Consider the following 18,578-nt stretch of genomic DNA (forward strand, 5'->3'; position numbering starts at 1 on the left):
CCACGGAGCACACCCATGCCACTCGGACTCATCGCACTCGCCATCGGCGCCTTCGGGATCGGACTCACGGAGTTCGTGATCATGGGCCTGCTCCCCGAGGTCGCGACCGACTTCGGCGTCACCGAGGCCACGGCCGGCTGGCTGATCTCGGGTTACGCGCTGAGCGTCGTCGTCGGCGCCCTCGGCCTCACCGCCGCCACCACGCGCCTGCCGCGCAAACCCGTGCTGCTCGGCCTCGTCGTGCTGTTCATCGTGGGCAATGCGATCACGGCCCTCGCCCCTGACTACTCGGTGGCCATGATCGGCCGCATCATCGCCGCCCTGTGCCACGGCGCGTTCTTCGGCATCGGATCGGTCGTCGCGGCCGAGCTCGTCGCGCCCGAGAAGAAGGCCAGGGCGATCGCGATCATGTTCACCGGCCTCACGGCGGCCAACGTGTTCGGCGTTCCCTTCGGCACGTTCCTCGGACAGCAGTTCGGCTGGCGCTCGACGTTCTGGGTGATCTCGGTCATCGGCGTCGTCGCCTTCGCCGGCATCGCGCTGCTCGTCACCGCCCCGAGGCCGGCCGGTGCGCAGGTGAGTCTGCTAAGCGAACTCCGTGCCTTCCGATCGGGTCAGGTGTGGCTCTCGCTCATCGTCACAGCCCTCGCGTTCGGCGGGATGTTCGGCGCCTTCACGTACATCGCCTACACGCTCACCGACGTCACCGGATTCGCCGCCACCGCCGTGCCGTGGCTGCTCGTGCTGTTCGGCGTCGGGCTCGTGGCGGGCAACGGGATCGGCGGGCGCCTGGCCGACCGCTCGATCGACCGCACCCTCCTCATCTTCATCTCGGCCCTGGTGGTCGTGCTCGTGCTGTTCGGGTTCTTCGCCTGGTCGCAGCCCGTGACGACGGCGATCCTCGTGCTGATGGGCGCGTTCGGATTCGGCACGGTGCCCGCGCTGCAGAGCCGCATCATGCACTACGCCGGCGGAGCACCGACCCTCGCCTCCGGCGCCAACATCGGCGCGTTCAACGTCGGCAACGCCCTCGGCGCCTGGGCCGGCGGCCTCGGCATCTCGGCGGGGCTCGGCTACACCTCGCCCATCTGGATCGGCGCCGCGATCACGGCATCCGCTCTGGTCGTCATGGTGATCGCCGTCGTCGCGGCCCGGCGGCCGTCGCCCGCAGCGACCGGCACCCTCCAGACCGTCGCCGTATGACCGCACACACCCGCAGACAGAACGAGAAGGAATCAGCAGTGAACACCCCCGCAATCCCCACAGTCACCCTGAACAGCGGGATCGAGATGCCTCAGCTCGGCTACGGCGTCTTCCAGGTGCCGGATGCCGAGACGACGGATGCCGTGGCCGCGGCCCTCGACGCCGGATACCGCAGCATCGACACCGCAGCGGTCTACGGCAATGAGGCGGGCGTCGGGCGCGCGATCGCCGACTCGGGCATCGCGCGCGACGAGCTGTTCATCACGTCGAAGGTGTGGATCTCCGATCACGGATTCGATGCCACGCTGCGCGCCTACGATGCATCGCTCGAGCGCCTGGGGCTCGAAAGCCTCGACCTGTATCTGATCCATTGGCCGACGCCGGCTCTGGCGACGTATCCCGAGACCTGGCGCGCGCTCGAGCGTCTCTACGCTGACGGACGGGTGCGGGCGATCGGGGTCTCGAACTTCGAGCCGGAGCACCTCGAACGGCTCGCTTCCGAGGGCGGCGTCGTGCCCGCGGTCAACCAGGTCGAGCTGCACCCGGCGCTGCAGAACCGTGCGGTTGCGGCGGCGAACGCTCAGCGGGGGATCATCACCGAGGCGTGGAGCCCGCTCGCACAGGGCGCCGTTCTCGGCGACGGCTCGGTCATCGAGATCGCCGACCGCCACGGCAAGACCCCTGCGCAGATCGTGCTGCGGTGGCATCTGCAGCAGGGGCGAGTCGTGATCCCCAAGTCGGTGACCCCCGCCCGCATCGCGGAGAACCTCGACGTGTTCGGTTTCGAGCTCAGCGCCGACGAGCTCGCGGCCGTCGATCTCCTCGAGCGCGACGGACGCACCGGCCCGCACCCGGCCGAGTTCAACGGCTGACGCCACCGCCGGGTCATGCGGGCGCGGTGGTCACTGCGCCCGCATGAACTCCTCGGCCGCCGCGACCTGCTCGGCGGTCGGGCGGATGCCCGTGTAGAGCACGAACTGCTCGAGCGCCTGCAGCGTCGCCACCTCGGCGCCGGTGATGACGGTCTTCCCGGCCTCGCGCCCCGCCGCGATCAACGGCGTCTCGGCAGGCAGGGCGACGACGTCGAACACGACGGATGCCGCCGCGATCTGCCCCTCGGTGAACGACAGCGCATGCTCGTCCGCCCCACCCGCCATGCCGATCGGTGTGATGTTCACGATGATGTCGGCGGTCGCGGCATCCGCATCGGCCGTCCAGGCGAATCCGTAGAGGTCGGCGAGCCCCCGACCGCGCGCTTCGTTGCGGGCGGCGATCGTCACGCGAGCGAAGCCTGCGTCACGGAAGGCGGCGGCCGTGGCCTTCGCCATTCCGCCCGAGCCGCGCAGCAGCACGGATGCCGCGGAGTCGAGCGAGTTGCGCTCGATCAGCTGCGCGATCGCGCTGTAGTCGGTGTTGTAGGCCGTGAGCACCCCGTCGTCGTTCACGATCGTGTTCACCGAGTCGATGGCGGTCGCAGAGGGATCCATACGGTCGACGAGTGCGATGACGTCCTCTTTGTAGGGCATCGAGATCGCGCAGCCGCGGATGCCGAGACCCCGTACGCCGGCGATCGCCTGGCCGAGGTCGGTCGGCGCGAACGCTTTGTAGATCCAGTTGAGGCCGAGCTCTTCGTAGAGGAAGTTGTGGAATCGCGTGCCGTTGTTGCTCGGGCGTGCAGACAGCGAGATGCACAGGGTCATGTCCTTGTTCAGCATGGTCACCGCACCAGGCTACTCGGGGACTCTGCCGCATCCGACCCACTGATGACCGCGATCGTCAACCCCCCTTGGCGGGATCCGATCGCCTCCCCTAGGGTGAAGCTGCATGCACAGGGGATTGATCGTCTTCGTCTTCCCCAGAGACGAGCTGCCTTCCCCAGAGGCAAAGGCGATTCGTGCATGCGATTGGGCCCTCTCGAGTAGTTCTGTCCCCAACGGATTGCTCGAGAGGGCCGCTATCGTTTGTCTTCTTCTCACAAGTTTTCGGATTTGTCCCCCAAATGGGGGACAAACGCGTGCCGGAGGGGTTAGGCTGGAATCTGACGCACCCTCCGGTCGTCTTCGGCCCTCATCGCTCCCCCCGCGGTGAGGGCCACACCATTTTCTGGGCGCGTTCGTGTGCCCCCTCGTGTGACCGCTCATGCAACATTTGGGTTACGGGCTGACCTCGGGACTTCCGCTCAGCGCGTGCTCCACTAGCGTGGAGCACGTCGGGGCATCCTGCGTCGGCTTCTTTCCAGCAGAACAGGCAGTACATGAGCACCCAGGGCACGGTTAAGTGGTTCAACTCGGAGAAGGGCTTCGGCTTCATCTCCCCCGACGACGGCGGCGCTGACGTTTTCGCGCACTACTCCGCCATCGAGTCATCCGGCTACCGCTCTCTTGAAGAGAACCAGCGAGTCGAGTTCGACGTGGCGCAGGGCCCCAAGGGCCTGCAGGCTGAGAACATCCGTCCGCTCTGAGAGCGGACGTCATAGAACTCCCCGACCGGAGGCCCGCACCCGTTGCGACCCTCCGGCGGGGAGTTCTGTGCTTTGTGGGCTAATCTCGCGGGCTCACGCTCGCTCGACGGACGTGCCCGGACACCCTCTCGGGAGGAGATCTGCCTCTCCGGAGGAGATCTGCGGGCTGAGGGTCCTCCCCAGGGAGAGTTCTCCTCCGGAGGCGGCGGGCCTGCCGGTCAGTTCAGCAGAAGCGCGCGCAGCTCGTCGGGCGATGCGGCGCGGAAGGCCGCCTCGTCGCCTTCATGCGTGTCGCTGAAGCCCCACTCGACGAAGATCACCGGGACGCCGTTCGCGTTGCCGCCCTCGACATCGTGGTGACGGTCGCCGATCAGCACCGGACGCGAGACGTCGGCGCCTCGGTCGGCCAGTCGGCGCAGCGCCTCGGCGACGATGTCGGTCTTCGACGCGAGGGTCGATTCGTCGGGTGTCGCGCCGACGGTCGTGAGGAAGTACGGGCGAAGTTCGAAGAAGTCGATGATCGCGTCGACCTGGATCTCGGGCTTCGAGCTCGCGGTCGCCTGCGGGATGCCGGCGTCGTGCAGGTCGCGGATGATCTCGGGCACGCCGGGGTACGTTCTGACATCGGTCGTGTAGCCGTCGGCCTTGCCGAGCGTGCGGTAGAAGCTCACGGCTTCGGCGGACTGCTCGGGGGTCATGCCCGCCTGCGCCTGGAACGACTGGAACATCGGCGGCCCGATCCAGTGCACCAGCTGCTCGCGCGTGGGAGCAGGGTGACCGAAGTGCGTGAGGGCGACGTTCAGGCGGCGGAGGATGCCGACCGACGCGTCGGCGATGGTGCCGTCGACGTCCCAGAGCACGCACGAGTAAGGGGAAGAAGCCATGTCTTCCAGCCTATGGGCAGTGCGCGAAGCGACCGAACGCCGTGAACATCTGTGCAGCTCGCCTCAGAAGAGGCGGGGGATGCCGGACTCGATGCCCTTCATGTCGTCGTAGTCGAGCACGAGGCAGCGGATGCCGCGATCCTCGGCGAGCACCCGAGCCTGCGGTTTGATCTCCTGCGCGGCGAAGACGCCCTGCACGGGGGCGAGGTGCGGATCGCGGCCCAGCAGCTCGAGGTAGCGGGTGAGCTGCTCGACGCCGTCGATGTCGCCGCGGCGTTTGATCTCGACTGCGATGGCCGCGCCGTCGGCATCCCGCACGAGGAGATCGACGGGGCCGATGGCCGTCGGGTATTCGCGGCGCACCAGCGTCGCACCGTCCGAGATGCGGTCGACCTGCTCGGCCAGGAGGCGCTGGAGGTCGGCTTCGACGCCGTCCTTCTGCAGCCCGGGGTCGACGCCCAGGTCGTGGTTCGTGTCGTGCAGGATCTCGTAGATCTGCACGCGAAGCGCGTCGCCGGTCTTCTTGTGCGTGACACGCCAGACCTCGGTGACGCCGGCGATCGACTCCTCCTCGCCCGGCTCCTCGGAGGCGAGCGAGCAGGGCGGGCTCATCCAGTTCAGCGGCTTGTAGCTGCCGCCGTCGGAGTGCACGAGCAGACTCCCGTCTCCCTTGTGCACGAGCAGACGCGTGGCAAGCGGGAGGTGGGCATTGAGCCGGCCCGTGTAATCCACGGAGCAGCGGGCGATGACGAGACGCACCCGTCGAGCCTACTTCGTCGGGCGCACTCCTTCTGCGGCGGCGGGCTGACTCGACATCTCGTCTGTGCGCAGCGGACGGGCGGCACCCGAGAAGAGGCCGGACAGCACGACCAGGCCGACCAGGATGTAGAGCGTGTTGAGCAGGCCGATGTGCTCGCTGATGAAGCCGAGCACCGGAGGGCCGCCGAGGAAGGAGATGTAGCCGATCGTCGCCGCGGCGCTCACGCGCGCGGCCGCCTTGGCCGGGTCGTCTGCTGCGGCCGACATTCCGAGCGGGAAACCGAGCGATGCGCCGACGCCCCACAGGGCCGCACCCACGAAGACCAGCGGGAGGCTGGGCGCCAGGATGAACAGCAGGATGCCGGATGCCGCGGCGACCGAGAGGATGCGCAGCACCGCGACGCGTCCGAAACGGTCGACGAGCGGGCCGCCGAACACGCGGACGACGGTCATCGCGACCGAGAACGTCGCGAGGGCCGCGGCGCCCAGTGCGGTTCCGCCGCCGTGGTCCTCCGCGACACCGAGAGCCAGCCAGTCGTTGGCGCCGCCCTCGGCGAACGACATGCCGAGCATCACCACGCCGATCGCGTATGTACGCGGCTCGCGCCAGGCCGACAGGGCGACGTGCATGCGCTCGCGCCAGTGCACCTTCTCGCCGTCGTCGGTCGTCGGGTCGAGCGCTTCGGCGCGGCGTGGGACGCTGGCGATGCTGATGACGCCGATGGTGGCGATCGCCACCGCGACGACGAGCGTGTGCGTGAAGACGTTGATCTGCAGCTGGGCGGCCAGGGCGCCGAGGCCGGCGCCGATCACGGTGCCGAAGCTGAAGAAGGCGTGGAAGAGCGGAAGGATCGTCTTGCCCGAGTGCTGTTCGATCGCGGTGGCCTCGACGTTCATCATGACGTCGACGCAGCCGTTGCCCAGGCCGAACAGCACGAGACCGATCAGCACCACCGGGTACGAGCCCAGCACGTTGGCACCGATGCCGATCAGGGCGACGCCGGAGGCGAACGTGAAGATCGACACCATCATGCCCAGGCGGGCGCCGGTGCGCGCCATGATCGCGGGGCTGGTCGAGATTCCGATGATCGACGCGATTCCCGCGCCGAGCAGCAGCATGCCGACCTGTGCCTTGTCGACCTCGAGCGCGAGCTTGATGTCGGGGACACGCGATGCCCAGGTGGCGATCGACAGACCGCTGGCGAGGAAGATCGCGAAGATCGCCGTGCGCCAGCGCACGTACTGCGATCGAGAGAGAGCCGTGTCCATGGTGCACAGCATATCGAATCGATTCGATGGACGGGAACCGGGGGAGCTATCCTCGGAGTATGACGAGTCATGAGACCCCGCGCCGAGCGACGATCGCCGATGTCGCCCGCGCGGCGGGAGTCGCGACGTCGACCGCCTCCGTCGTCTTCAGCGGCAAGACCAACGTCGCACCGGCGACGCGCGAGCGGGTGCTCGCCGCAGCGGCCGAACTCGGCTACGCCGGGCCCGATCCGCGCGCCGCCTCGCTGCGCCGGGGACGCAGCGGCATCGTGGCCGTGGTGCTGGAGGGGCATCTGCGCGCCGCCTTCCTCGACCCGGTGACGACCGCCATGATGGACGGCCTCACCGACGGGATGGCCGACCTGAGCGCCGGCATCCTGCTGATGCGCGACGAGCCGGGCGATGACGGATCATCGCTCTCGAGCGCGCCGGTCGACGCGGTCGTGCTCATCGGATGCTCGGGGCGCGCCAAGGCATCGCTCGACATCGTCCGCAGCCGTGGGCTGCCCGTGGTCGTGATCGAGGGCGACGCCGGAGAGGGCATCCCGAGGATCACCCTCGACAACGCCGCCGCTGCCGCGGACGTCGCCCGGCACCTGCGCGATCTCGGCCACCGCGACGTGGCGCTCGTCACACTGCCGCTCGACACGGGCCGCGAACGGGGCCCCGTCACGCAGGAGCGCATCGATGCGGCGACAGTGGATGTGACGATCGATCGCCTCGCCGGCATGCGCGAGATCTTCCCGGATGCACCGGCGATCTCGGCGGGAGGCAGCTTCATCGACGAGGGCCTCCTTGCGGGGCGGACGCTGTTGGCGGATGCCGAGACCAGGCCGACGGCGATCCTCGCCCAAAGCGACCTCATCGCGGTGGGCGTCATCCGTGCGGCGGAGGAGCTGGGGCTGCGGGTGCCCGAAGACCTGTCGGTCGCCGGCTTCGACGGCATCGCCGCCGACGGGCTCGGCGACCTCGTGCTCACGACCAGCGTGCAGCCGGCGGTCGAGAAGGGGCGTGCCGCGGGTGAGCAGGTCGCACGGATGCTGCAGGGAGAGCCGGGCCTCACCCTGCACCTCACCTGCCTGTTCCGCGAGGGCACGACCACGGCGGCGCCCGCCCGCTGAGCAGGCGGCGGACGTGTGGGTGGGGCGAGACGGGTTCGCGCCACTTCACGAGCGAGGGACATCGGGGGTCAGGAGCGCTGCGGACCCAACGGCAGCGTCTCGGTGCCCAGATCGAGGATCGAGTACCGACCGCAGTCGACGACCCTCTCGGGGAGAACCGCTTGCGGCGGGTCCCACGGCACCGTCTGCGAATCCTCGACGAGGAACGACACCTCGCCGACTGCGAAGTCCGTGCGGTCGACCAGCCATGCATACGCGTTGAGCTGATGATCGACCTGCACGAGCTGTGAGGGATCGGCCAGGTGCAGCTTGGGCAGGCGCACTGTCCAGAACTGCCCGGCACCGGTGCGACCGGAGGCGTCGACCCAGTCGGTGACGCAGGTGAGATCGGCATCGGGCCGGGTTGCGGCATCCGCGAGTCGAGGGATGCTGAGCCCCCCGGCGACGAGCAGCAGGACTCCGACCATCACCGCCGCGGGTCGCCGCACACGGTCGCCGACCCGCAGGGCGTGCGGAGCGGCGACGAGTGCGAGCACCGGTGCGAAGGCGAACGGCTGCAGATAGCGTGCCGCGTGGGTTCCCAGCATGACGGCACCGACCACGACCATGACCGGCGCGACCCACGCCATCGCCGCGACCAGCCGTGAGCCGGGGTCGCCCGCCCGCACGGTGCGCACGACGGCTGCGACGATGAGTGCGGCAGCGATCAGCAGCCCGATCACGCCGAGGAGGTTCTGCATCCGTTCGCCGACGAGCCGGCCGTAGTAGTCGATCGATTCGTGCCACTGCCCGGGCTGTATGTAATCGATGCCGGTCTTCGTGATCCATGCCGCGAGCGGAATACGTGACAGGAATCCGAGCGTGGTGCCGGCGAGCAGCACGGCGATGATGACCGGCGCACGCGAGCGCAGCCCTGGGGAGACCGACGCGATCGCCAGCAACATCACGAGCGGAATCGTCGCCCACGCCGCGTAGAGCGGGTTCGAGAGGGTCGACACGAGGGCGACGACGCCGAGTCCGATCGACGGCCACGCCATGAGCGCACGGCTGTCGATCATGCGCCGCACGATGCCGATCGTCAGGACGGCGGCGACGACGGTCGCGGAGTAATAGGTGGTCGTCAGCTGCAGCGACGCGAGGTCGAGCGCCTCGCGCGACGCCGAGACGTCGGTCATCGCGAGCACCCCGAACACCGCGAGTGCGAGCACGGACCAGGCAACGGGGGCCATGCCGGCACGGGCGCGGCCGGCAGTCAGACGGATGGCGCCGTAGAGGGCGAGCAGGTTGAGGACCGCGCTGATCGCGAAGAGACCGCTCGCATCGACGGGCACCGCTGCGTCGAGGGCGGTGAACGCTGCGGACTCGGGCAGGAACAGCACGCTCGACATCGCCCAGTCGAGCGGTTCGCCGGAGAGCAGCGAGCGGGCGAGCATCGCGACGACCATCGAGTCGCCGTCGCGGAAGAGCAGATCTGCTCGGGCCGACGACGCGACCGCACCGGCGGTGACGAGCGACACAGCGGCAGCGCCCAGCCAACCAGCCAGCTCCCGCACCCACGCCCGCGTCACGGGGCTACTCTGCCACGACCGCCGAGAAGACTCCGGTCTTCGCCGGTCCGCCGGTCACGCGATCTGCCGATCAGGCGATCAGGCGATCTGCGACCTCAGATCCCAGACCTCTTCGAGAGGAGCGGTTCCCTCGGCGCCATCCGCATCGCGGAAGAGCTCGACGAAACGCCCGATGTCGGCCTGCCAGGCGTGATCGGCCGGGTCATCCTCGAGCGCGGCGACCGCAGCGTCCCAGTCGTCGCACTCGACCAGGTGGAAGAGGCGGTGGCCGGATCGCCAGATGGTCCAGTCGTGGATGCCGATCCGCGAGAAGGTCTCAGCGAGGGCATCGGGGATGCGCGCGTGGTTCGTGCGGTAGTCGTCGATCGCGCCGTCGCGGATCTCGGAGTGCAGGGCGATGCGCATGGGTGTGCCTTTCAAGCCAGGGGGCGGAACGAGATCACGACGGGGGTCGCGGCATCCGCCACATCGACCAGGATGGCACCGTCGACGCGCTCCGCGGAAACCCCGGTGTCACCGATACGGGCCGTCTGCTCGTCGAGGAGGCCATCGGGATCGGGCAGGCGGACGCTCCCGTTCTGATCGATGACCGCATGCACCGCGTCGTCGGTGCGCGTCCAGCGCAGCCAGGGTTCGTCGGACGCCCGCAGTCGCTCCTCCGGTCGCGCGCCGAACACCGCGTGACCGTGACGGCTGTTCCACTCGCCGAGGCCCTCCAGGGTCTGCCGCTGGAGCTCGGGGATGCGCCCGGATGCCTCGAGCCCGATGTTCAGCAGCAGATTGCCGCCTCTCGAGACGACGTCGACGAGCAGGCGCACGGCCTCATCTGCCGACAGCAGGTGCTCGCTCGTCTCGTTGCGGTTGTGCCCGAAGGAGAGACCGATGCCCCGGGTGTTCTCCCACGCCTCGCCCACCTCGACCGCCGTGCCGTGCACATACTCGCTGGTGCGGAAGTCCCAGTGCGATTCACCCCAGCGGTCGTTCACGACGCCCTCGGGCACTCGCGCGTAGAAGGTCTCGAATGCGTGCGCGAGACTCTTGGGTCCCGGTGCGATGCCGGCATCCGGCCAGCGGATGTCGCCCCACAGGATGTCAGGTCGGTATCGGTCGATCAGGTCGACGACGTGGTCGTGCGCATACTCGGCGTAGGCGAGGTCGTCGGGGGCGGGGTCGCCGTCGTGCTCGATCGGCGGGAGGTCGGAGAAGTGCCAGTCGAGCCCGCCCGAGTAGTAGACGCCGAAGCGGAGTCCCGCGGCGCGGGTGGCCTCGGCGAAGGCCCCGATCAGGTCCTGCTGAGGCCCGCGTGCGACGGTGTTGCGTCCGTCGGTGCCCGGTGCGTCCCACAGGGTGACTCCGTCGTGGTGCTTGGTGGTCGGGATGAAGTAGCCGGCTCCCGTCGCCGCGACGACCGCGAGCACCTCGTCGGCGTCGAACGCCTCGGCCTTCCACTGGTCGAGGAAGTCGTCGTAGGGGGCTCCGCCGTGCACCTCCTGCTGATGCGCGTGTGCGGGGGAGCCTTCGATGCGGATCGTGTTCGCGTACCACTCGGCGTAGGGATTGTGGGCGTACCACTGCTCTCGCGGCACTGCCCCGAGTTCGCCTGTCGGCTCGGCCCACGCGGGCACGGAGTAGGGGCCCCAGTGCACGAATATCCCGAGCGCCGCACCGCGGAACCACTCGGGTAGGGGCCGTTCGAACTCTCGGTAGGCCTCGGGGCGAACGGGGTCGGTCTCGAACATCGCCATCGGAAAATACCTTTCATCACACCCTTGTGAACCGTTTCGTCTATCACGTATCCTATAGGAAATCTTGAACTCAAGGGAGAGCTTCGATGACTGACGCAGGATTCCGCCGCCCCACCGACCGCATCCCCGGCGGTGAGTGGTTCAGCGGCGCGGGCTTCGGCATCTTCGTGCACTGGGATCAGGCCTCGCAGCAGGGGATCGAGATCTCCTGGCCGCTCGTCGGCCGCTCGATCATCCCCGGCGAGGACGCCGTCGAAGATGCGGTGACAGTCGCCCAGTATCAGGCGACGGCGCCGACGTTCGACCCGACGGAGTGGGACGCCGCCGATCTCGCCCGCCGCGTGCGCGACGCGGGCGCGACCTATGTCGTCTTCACCGCACGCCACCACGCCGGCTACAACATGTTCTTCACCGAGCAGTCCGACTTCGGCGTCGAGCACGGCCCCTTCGGCCGCGACATCACACGCGAGTTCGTCGACGCCGTGCGGGCCGAGGGGCTGAAGGTCGGCATCTACTACAGCCTTCCCGACTGGAACCACCCCGACTACCCGGCGTTCCGCGACGAGGACCTGCCGTACAAGCTCGAGCACTGGCCCGCCGCGGGGCTGGCCGAGTTCGCCGACACCCCGGATGCCACCGATCGCCATCGTCGCTCGTCGCCGGAGGAGTGGTCGCGCTATCTCGAGTACGTCCGCGCGCAGCTCACCGAGCTGCTCACGAACTACGGACAGATCGACCTGCTGTGGTTCGACGGAGACTGGGAGCGCTCGGCGGTGGAGTGGACCTCTCCCGGCCTGCGTCGACTGATCAAGGAACTGCAGCCGCACGTCGTCATCAACGACCGTCTTCCCGGTCAGGGTGACTACCGCACGCCGGAGCAGGGATTCCCGCTCACCCCGCCGACCGGTCCATGGGAGCTGTGCCTGACGATCGGCGATCACTGGGCATGGCGCAGGGGGCCCGACAACGAGAAGTCCGCGCGGTCGCTGCTCGTCACCCTGATCGACGTCGTCGCCCGCGGAGGCAACCTGCTGCTGAACGTCGGCCCCGGCCCCGACGGCACGCTGCCCGCGGTCGAGCAGGAGCGTCTGCAGGAGTTCGCCGAGTGGATGCAATCGCACGCCGAGGCCGTGATCGGCGTCGAGCCCACCGTGGGCATCGACTTCCACGGCCCGACCACCGCCCGTGCCGGCCGTCTCTACCTGCACCTGACCGCGCTGCCGGTCGAGGAGATCATCGTGCGAGGGCTGCCGGTGCGTTCGATCACCCGAGTGCATCGCCTCGCCGACGATCTCGAGCTGCAGCATGACGCCAGCTTCGAGGTGCACGAGGCGTCCATCGCGGGCGACGACCTGGGCGAGCTGCGAATCGTGGCACCCGCACCCAGCGGCGCGCTGATCGACGTCATCGCCATCGACTTCTCCGAGTAACCGCACCACCCGAGCGACACCCCCTCACCCATCGCATCGAATCAGCATCCAATGAAGGAGGCAGACAGAATGAATGCACTCTCATCCCGACGCGCGAAGCGTCTCGTCCTGACCGGGGCCGCGGGCCTCACCGTGGTCGCCCTCGCCGGTTGTGCCGGGGCATCCGCCGGAGGCACCGGCGGATCCGGCGGTCCGCTCGTGCTCTACACCTGGGCCGCCAGCGAGGGCGACCAGGCGCAGTGGGCCGACTTCATCGAAGGCGCGCAGGTCGAGGATCCCGACCTCGACATCTCCGTCGAGGGCCCGAGCTTCTCGGACTACTGGACCAAGGTGAAGACCCGCCTCAGCGGATCGAACCCGCCCTGCCTGCTCACGACCCAGGCCGCGCGCGCACAGGAGCTGGGCGACCTGCTCATGCCTCTCGACGATCTGATCGAGAAGAGCGGTTTCGACATCGACAGCATCGACGCCTCGATGCTCAGCGGCATGACGGTCGACGGGACGATCCGCGCGATCCCCTATGACGCCGAGCCGATCGTGCTCTTCTACAACGTCGAGGCGTTCCAGGCGGCAGGGCTCGAACTGCCCGGCACCGAGTACACGCGCGACCAGTTCATCTCGGACACCAAGGCGCTCACCGACGGAGAGAAGAAGGGTCTCGCGCTCGCGCCGGGCATCTTCATCCCCAACGCCTGGTCGCTCGCCGACGGCGTGCCCGCCGTCACCGAAGACGGCGAGCTCGACCTCACGAACTCCGATTTCGTCGACCAGATCCAGAGCTTCTTCGACCTCGTCTCGGTCGAGCAGGTCGCGAAGGCTCCCGAAGCCGCCGACGGCTCCGAAGTGTCGCAGCAGGCGTTCACCTCGGGCGAGGTGCCGATGCTCATCGAAGGCCCCTGGATGTACGGCAGCTTCGCCGACGCCGCCGACTTCACCCTGGGCGTCACGATCGTCCCGTCGACGAGCGGGACGGCAGCCGCGATGACCGCAGGCTCGGGATTCGGCATCGCTGCGAACTGCGACCGCCCTGATGAGGCCTTCGCCGCGATCGAGGCGCTGACCTCGGTGTCGGTGCAGGAGAAGCAGGCCGAAGCCCGAGGCATCGTCCCCTCTCGCATCGAGGCGCTTCCGGCCTGGGCCGAGGGCAAGACCGAGGGTGCCGCCGACGTCGTCGAGGCACTCCTCGCAGACGCGACGCCGCAGCGCACCACCTCGACCTGGAACCAGGTCGAGACCCTGATGACCCAGTACGGAGTGCAGGGCTACCGGGGTGAGCTGACGGCTGCGGAGATCATGGAGACGATCCAGAACTCGGTCGCGGGCTGAGCGGATGGCGATCATGAGCGACCGGAGTGAGGCGACGGCCTCCTCTGCGATGCCCGGCGTGGCGGGGGTGCCGATCGGTGCCCCCGCCCCGCGGGCTCCACGTCTGCGACATCGGCGCGGCGACGGCTGGGTCGCCGTGGCCTTCCTCGCCCCGGGGTTGATCGGGTTCGTCCTGTTCATCCTCACTCCGCTGTTCGGATCGGCCTTCATCAGCCTGTTCGACTGGAAGCTGTTCGGCAGCCCCGACTTCATCGGGTTCGAGAACTACGTCAAGCTGTTCCGCGACCCGACGTTCTACACCGTGCTCGGCAACACGCTCATCTTCGCGGTCGTCTACACGGCGCTGAACCTGTTCGTCGCCCTCACCATCTCGCTGTGGCTGAACACCCGCATGAAGGCCGCTGGTGCGTGGCGGGTCATCTTCTTCCTTCCCGTGATCACCCCGATGGTGGCGAACGCGCTCGTGTGGCGGCTGCTCCTCTCGCAGGACGGACTCGTCAACTCGATGCTCGCGACCGTCGGCATCGACGGCCCCAACTGGCTGTCCGACTCGGCGTGGGCGCTGCCCTCGGTGATCGCGATGTCGGTGTGGCAGTCGTTCGGCTACAACGTGATCGTCCTGTCGGCCGGCCTCAGCGCGATCCCGAAGGAGCTGCTCGAGGCCTCCCGCATCGACGGCACCTCGGCCTGGCAGCGGCTGCGGTTCATCATCCTGCCGCTGCTGTCGCCGTCGCTGTTCTTCTGCTCGACCATGACGATGATCGGCGCGTTCCAAGTGTTCGTGCAGCCGCTGTTCCTCACGCAGGGCGGGCCGGGCGAGAGCACCAACACGTTCGTGCTCTACCTGTATCGCAACGGATTCGTCTTCGATCGGCTCGGCTACGCATCCGCCCTCGCGTGGATCCTCTTCCTCGTCGTGATGCTCATCACCGCCCTGCAGTTCGTCGGCCAGCGCAGGTGGGTGAACTATGAGTGACGTCGTGAGCCTTCCCCGCCGCGCGCGTCAGCGCCGGGACTCCCTCAAGGAATGGCTGAACACCGCAGCCATCGCCGCGGTGGCGCTGATCTTCGCGTTCCCCTTCATCTGGATGTTCCTCACGGCGCTCAAGCCCGAGAACGAGGTGTTCACCGCGACCCCTCAGATCTTCGGATCGGAGATCCGCTGGGCGAACTTCGTCGAGGCCTGGACGGTCGTGCCGTTCGGCCGCTTCATCCTCAACGGCCTGATCGTCGCGATCCTCGGCGCCCTGCTCTCGGTGATCGTCGCCGTGCTCTCGGCCTACGCGTTCTCGCGGCTGCGCTTCAAGTACCGCGACAAGCTGTTCCTGCTGTTCGTGCTCACGCTCGTGCTGCCTCAGGAGGTGCTGGTCGTGCCCCTGTTCATCATGATCAACAGCTGGGGATGGAACGACAGCTTCGCGGCGCTCATCATCCCGTTCGCCTTCACGGCGTTCGGCACCTTCCTCATGCGGCAGTTCTTCCTCACCATCCCGATGGAGTACGAGGAAGCGGCGCTGATCGACGGTGCGTCGCGCCTGCGCACTCTCTGGTCGGTGCTGCTGCCGCAGCTGGTCGCGCCGCTGAGCGTGCTCGCGGTCTTCTCGTTCATCGGCTACTGGAACTCGTACCTGTGGCCGCTGATCATCATCAACACGCAGGACATGGCCACCGTGCCCCTCGGGCTCGGCATGTTCACCGGTCAGTTCGGCACGCAGTGGGCTCTGCTCATGGCGGCGTCGACGCTGGCCGTCATCCCCTCGCTGATCCTGGTGCTGCTGCTGCAGCGGCAGCTCATCAAGGGGGTCACCCTGGGCGGACTCGGAGGACGCTGATGCACACGACACAAGACACCGCCGCGAGACTGCTCGAGGTCAGGGCGGATGCGACGGCAGGAAGCCGCATCGTGCACGTCGCGGCGCAGCTGTGCGACCTTCCGGTCGAGACGGAGCGGACGGATGCGCTGCAGACGTTCGTGAAGCAGGAGACGATCCTCGTGAGACTGCGCACCGCCGACGGCACCGAGGGCATCGGCTACAGCTACACGATCGGCACAGGCGGCGGTGCCGTGCTCAGCCTGCTGCGCGAGACACTGCTGCCGGCGCTGATCGGCCTCGAAGCAGAGCGTCCGGAGGCCGTATGGCTGGCCCTGTTCGGCATCACCCGCGCGACCACCGTGGGGCCGATCACCGCGCTCGCGCTTGCCGCTGTCGACACCGCCGTGTGGGATGCGAAGACGCGGCGATCCGGGCTGCCGCTGTGGGTCGCCGCCGGCGGCGCCTCGCCCTCCGTCCCGGTGTACGACACCGAGGGCGGATGGATGCACTTCGGCACCGATGAGCTCGTGGCGCACGCCGTCGATGCGAAGGAACGAGGCATGGGCGGGGTCAAGATCAAGGTGGGGATGCCGCGGGGCCACCAGGACCTGGAGCGACTGCGGGCCGTGCGGGACGCGGTCGGACCCGGCATGGACATCATGGTCGATGCGAACCAGTCGTTCTCGGTGGCGGAGGCGATCAGGCGCGCCCGTCTCTTCGAAGAGGTCGACGTCTTCTGGTTCGAGGAGCCCCTGCCGGCCGAGGACATCGAGGGTCACCGGCAGCTCGCCCGCTCGACATCGGTGCCCATCGCGGTCGGCGAGAGCATGTACTCGCTCGGGCACTTCCGCGAGCATCTGCAGCGCGGCGGTGCGTCGATCGTCCAGGCCGACGTGGCGCGGGTGGGCGGCATCACGCCGTGGCTGAAGATCGCGCACCTCGCCGAGTCGTTCAACGCCCCTGTCGCGCCGCACTTCCTCATGGAGCTGCACGTCTCGCTCGTGTGCGCGATCCCCAATGCGCTGTATCTCGAGCACATCCCGCAGCTGCGTGCCGTGACGAGGGGCGAGCTGCGCATCGAGAACGGGCGGGCCTGGGCGCCGAACGAGGCGGGGCTCGGGATCTCCTGGAACGACGACGCGCTCGGGCGCCTGGTCGTCGCATGAGCAGTGTCGTCTCCGGAGTCCCGCAGCCCGTCGCGCAGTCGGTCGCGATCGGACGCGGCGGGCTCGCCGCTCCACCCGTCGGGTACGGCGCCGCCGCGCTCGGCAACCTCTATCAGGCGCTGGGCGACGACGAGTGGCCGGGCATCGTGCCTGCGGCGTGGGCAGGAGGCATCCGGTATTTCGACGTGGCTCCGCACTACGGGCTCGGTCTCGCCGAACGACGACTCGGCGAGAGCCTGCGGCAGCTGCCGCGCGACGAGTACATCGTCTCGACCAAGGTCGGGCGCCTGCTCGTGCCGCAGGATGCCGCCGGTCGCACCGACATCGACAACCTGTTCGACGTACCCGCCGACCATCGCCGCGTGCAGGACTACTCGCGAGACGGCGTGCTGCGCTCGATCGAGCAGTCACTCGAACGGCTCGGTCTCGATCGCATCGACATCGCACTGGTGCACGACCCCGACGCGCACGAGCGCGAAGCCCTCGAGGGTGCGTTCCCCGCGCTCAGCGAGCTGCGCGATCAGCGGGTCATCACTTCGTTCGGGGCGGGGATGAACCAGAGCGCGATGCTCGCGCGGTTCGTGCGCGAGACCGACGCCGACGTGATGATGGTCGCCGGGCGCTGGACCCTCCTCGACCAGTCGGCCGCCGATGACCTGCTCCCGCTCGCACACGAGCACGACGTGACGGTGCTCGCCGCGGCGGTCTTCAACTCGGGCATCCTCGCGACGGATGCGCCCGCGCAGGATGCGCTCTTCGACTACGGGCCCGCCGAGCTCCCGGTCGTCGAGCGAGCCCGATCGATCGCGCGCATCGCCCGGCGGCACGGCAGCTCGCTTCCCGAGCTCGCCGCACAGTACCCGCTGACCCACCCTGCAGTGGCGGCGGTGGTGATGGGCGGCGCGAGCGCCGAGCAGGTCTCGAGGAACAGCCGCCTGGTCGCACGCCCGGTCGCTGCCGAGGTGTGGGACGAGCTTCGAGAACACGGGCTGATCAGCCGAGAAAGGCACCCCGTACGATGAGACTCATGTTCGGCGACGACGAAGCACGCGGACCGCGGCCGCTCCCGGCGCGGCGCGCCCTCGTCGACGATGTGTACGACGCCGTGCTCGGCCTTCTCATGGACCGCGTGATCGAGCCCGGTGCCCGCGTGAACATCGACGCGGTCGCTCGCGATCTCGACGTGTCGCCCACTCCGGTGCGCGAGGCGCTCACGCGCCTCGAGGCCGAGGGGCTCGTCGCGAAGCGCGCACTCAAGGGCTACGTCGCGGCTCCTCTGCTCGACGCTGCGGGGCTCCGTGATCTGTACGACATGCGCGAACTGCTCGAGCCCGAGGCCGCGCGTCGCGCATCGACCCATCTCGACGCCGACATCGAGAGCGAGCTCGCGGAGTCCGTCGTTCAGATGCGTGCAGCGTCGGCGCCCGACGCGGAGGAGAGCTTCCGCAACTACCGCCGGTTCATCGACGAGGACCTGCACTTCCATCACCTGATCGCCGAGCAGGCGCAGAGCCCGCTGCTCTCGGAGGCCATCGTGCGGCTGCGGTCGCACATGCACCTCTACCGCCTGAACTTCCGTCACGACTTCGAAGACGACACCCTCAGCGAGCACGAGAGCATCCTGGCGGCGCTTCGCCGACGCGATCCCGAGGCCGCAGCAGAGGCGATGCGCACCCACATCGCGAAGTCGTACGACAGGCTCGGCCCCGCGATCGCTCGACGCGCCGAGAACGCATCCGAATGATCTGATTTCGCGATCGACATCGCGCAAAGTGCCCGAAATCCCGGGCAAAACCGGCCATTTGCGCGGTCCGGCGCCGACATGATCGACC

General features: G+C 68.5%; 18 protein-coding genes. 11 read left to right on the top strand and 7 right to left on the bottom strand.

Annotated elements, in window-relative coordinates; genetic code table 11:
- The first annotated feature begins 15 nt into the window (after window positions 1–15).
- Both OPU70_RS09325 and OPU70_RS09330 read left to right on the top strand, forming a co-directional pair.
- Window positions 16–1,203, top strand: a complete 1,188-nt coding sequence (locus OPU70_RS09325; protein WP_498557599.1) for an MFS transporter — start codon at window positions 16–18, stop codon at window positions 1,201–1,203.
- Complete coding sequence (locus OPU70_RS09330; RefSeq protein ID WP_498557600.1) at window positions 1,200–2,075, top strand: aldo/keto reductase; 876 nt, start codon at window positions 1,200–1,202, stop codon at window positions 2,073–2,075. Before OPU70_RS09325 ends, OPU70_RS09330 begins: the two co-directional genes overlap by 4 nt.
- A 30-nt stretch (window positions 2,076–2,105) precedes the next feature.
- On the opposite strand, the gene OPU70_RS09335 is transcribed toward OPU70_RS09330, so the two are convergent.
- On the bottom strand, window positions 2,106–2,924 hold the full coding sequence (locus tag OPU70_RS09335) for a shikimate 5-dehydrogenase (protein WP_197066051.1): 819 nt from the start codon (window positions 2,922–2,924) through the stop codon (window positions 2,106–2,108).
- 533 nt (window positions 2,925–3,457) lie between these two features.
- Here OPU70_RS09335 and OPU70_RS09340 point away from each other — a divergent pair.
- Complete coding sequence (locus OPU70_RS09340; protein ID WP_042540947.1) at window positions 3,458–3,664, top strand: cold-shock protein; 207 nt, start codon at window positions 3,458–3,460, stop codon at window positions 3,662–3,664.
- 218 nt (window positions 3,665–3,882) lie between these two features.
- Here the strand turns inward: OPU70_RS09340 and OPU70_RS09345 are convergent, their stop codons facing one another.
- The 3 genes from OPU70_RS09345 to OPU70_RS09355 form a co-directional block, all read right to left on the bottom strand.
- Window positions 3,883–4,548 carry an HAD hydrolase-like protein gene (locus OPU70_RS09345; RefSeq protein ID WP_498557601.1) on the bottom strand — a complete coding sequence of 222 codons (666 nt, stop codon included), beginning with the start codon at window positions 4,546–4,548 and terminating at the stop codon, window positions 3,883–3,885.
- A gap of 63 nt (window positions 4,549–4,611) precedes the next feature.
- Entirely contained in the window at window positions 4,612–5,307 is a 696-nt protein-coding gene (gene nucS, locus OPU70_RS09350) for an endonuclease NucS (RefSeq protein WP_042540943.1), read from the bottom strand.
- 9 nt (window positions 5,308–5,316) lie between these two features.
- On the bottom strand, window positions 5,317–6,576 hold the full coding sequence (locus OPU70_RS09355) for an MFS transporter (protein WP_475433206.1): 1,260 nt from the start codon (window positions 6,574–6,576) through the stop codon (window positions 5,317–5,319).
- A gap of 59 nt (window positions 6,577–6,635) precedes the next feature.
- Between OPU70_RS09355 and OPU70_RS09360 the strand changes: the two genes are divergently transcribed.
- A complete protein-coding gene (locus OPU70_RS09360; protein ID WP_498557602.1) occupies window positions 6,636–7,697 on the top strand; it encodes a LacI family DNA-binding transcriptional regulator in 1,062 nt (353 codons plus the stop codon).
- A gap of 68 nt (window positions 7,698–7,765) precedes the next feature.
- Here the strand turns inward: OPU70_RS09360 and OPU70_RS09365 are convergent, their stop codons facing one another.
- The 3 genes from OPU70_RS09365 to OPU70_RS09375 all read right to left on the bottom strand — a co-directional run bounded on the left by OPU70_RS09365 (window position 7,766) and on the right by OPU70_RS09375 (window position 11,010).
- Window positions 7,766–9,265, bottom strand: coding sequence for a hypothetical protein (locus OPU70_RS09365; protein WP_498557603.1), 1,500 nt, complete (start codon window positions 9,263–9,265; stop codon window positions 7,766–7,768).
- Window positions 9,266–9,343: 78 nt separating this feature from the next.
- Window positions 9,344–9,670: an L-rhamnose mutarotase gene (locus tag OPU70_RS09370; RefSeq protein ID WP_042540935.1), complete on the bottom strand. Its 327-nt coding sequence runs from the start codon at window positions 9,668–9,670 to the stop codon at window positions 9,344–9,346.
- 11 nt (window positions 9,671–9,681) lie between these two features.
- Window positions 9,682–11,010, bottom strand: coding sequence for an alpha-L-fucosidase (locus tag OPU70_RS09375; RefSeq protein ID WP_498557604.1), 1,329 nt, complete (start codon window positions 11,008–11,010; stop codon window positions 9,682–9,684).
- Window positions 11,011–11,096: 86 nt separating this feature from the next.
- On the opposite strand from OPU70_RS09375, the gene OPU70_RS09380 reads away from it, so the two are divergent.
- The 7 genes from OPU70_RS09380 (at window position 11,097) to OPU70_RS09410 (ending at window position 18,490) form a co-directional block, all read left to right on the top strand.
- A complete protein-coding gene (locus OPU70_RS09380) occupies window positions 11,097–12,440 on the top strand; it encodes an alpha-L-fucosidase (protein ID WP_042540932.1) in 1,344 nt (447 codons plus the stop codon).
- A gap of 69 nt (window positions 12,441–12,509) precedes the next feature.
- Window positions 12,510–13,766 (top strand): ABC transporter substrate-binding protein, encoded by a 1,257-nt coding sequence (locus OPU70_RS09385; RefSeq protein ID WP_498557605.1) that lies wholly within the window; start codon window positions 12,510–12,512, stop codon window positions 13,764–13,766.
- 13 nt (window positions 13,767–13,779) lie between these two features.
- Entirely contained in the window at window positions 13,780–14,742 is a 963-nt protein-coding gene (locus tag OPU70_RS09390) for a carbohydrate ABC transporter permease (RefSeq protein WP_079113854.1), read from the top strand.
- The gene (locus tag OPU70_RS09395; protein ID WP_079111921.1) at window positions 14,735–15,598 is read left to right on the top strand and encodes a carbohydrate ABC transporter permease; all 864 of its coding nucleotides are present in this window, start codon (window positions 14,735–14,737) and stop codon (window positions 15,596–15,598) included. The genes OPU70_RS09390 and OPU70_RS09395 overlap by 8 nt, the downstream gene beginning before the upstream one ends.
- Window positions 15,598–16,746: a mandelate racemase/muconate lactonizing enzyme family protein gene (locus tag OPU70_RS09400; RefSeq protein WP_498557606.1), complete on the top strand. Its 1,149-nt coding sequence runs from the start codon at window positions 15,598–15,600 to the stop codon at window positions 16,744–16,746. The genes OPU70_RS09395 and OPU70_RS09400 overlap by 1 nt, the downstream gene beginning before the upstream one ends.
- Window positions 16,743–17,768, top strand: a complete 1,026-nt coding sequence (locus OPU70_RS09405) for an aldo/keto reductase (protein ID WP_498557607.1) — start codon at window positions 16,743–16,745, stop codon at window positions 17,766–17,768. Before OPU70_RS09400 ends, OPU70_RS09405 begins: the two co-directional genes overlap by 4 nt.
- A gap of 5 nt (window positions 17,769–17,773) precedes the next feature.
- On the top strand, window positions 17,774–18,490 hold the full coding sequence (locus tag OPU70_RS09410; protein ID WP_052492962.1) for a GntR family transcriptional regulator: 717 nt from the start codon (window positions 17,774–17,776) through the stop codon (window positions 18,488–18,490).
- The last annotated feature ends 88 nt before the right edge of the window (window positions 18,491–18,578 follow it).

It is taken from the genome of Microbacterium sp. SWDP-B6 (assembly GCF_059803615.1).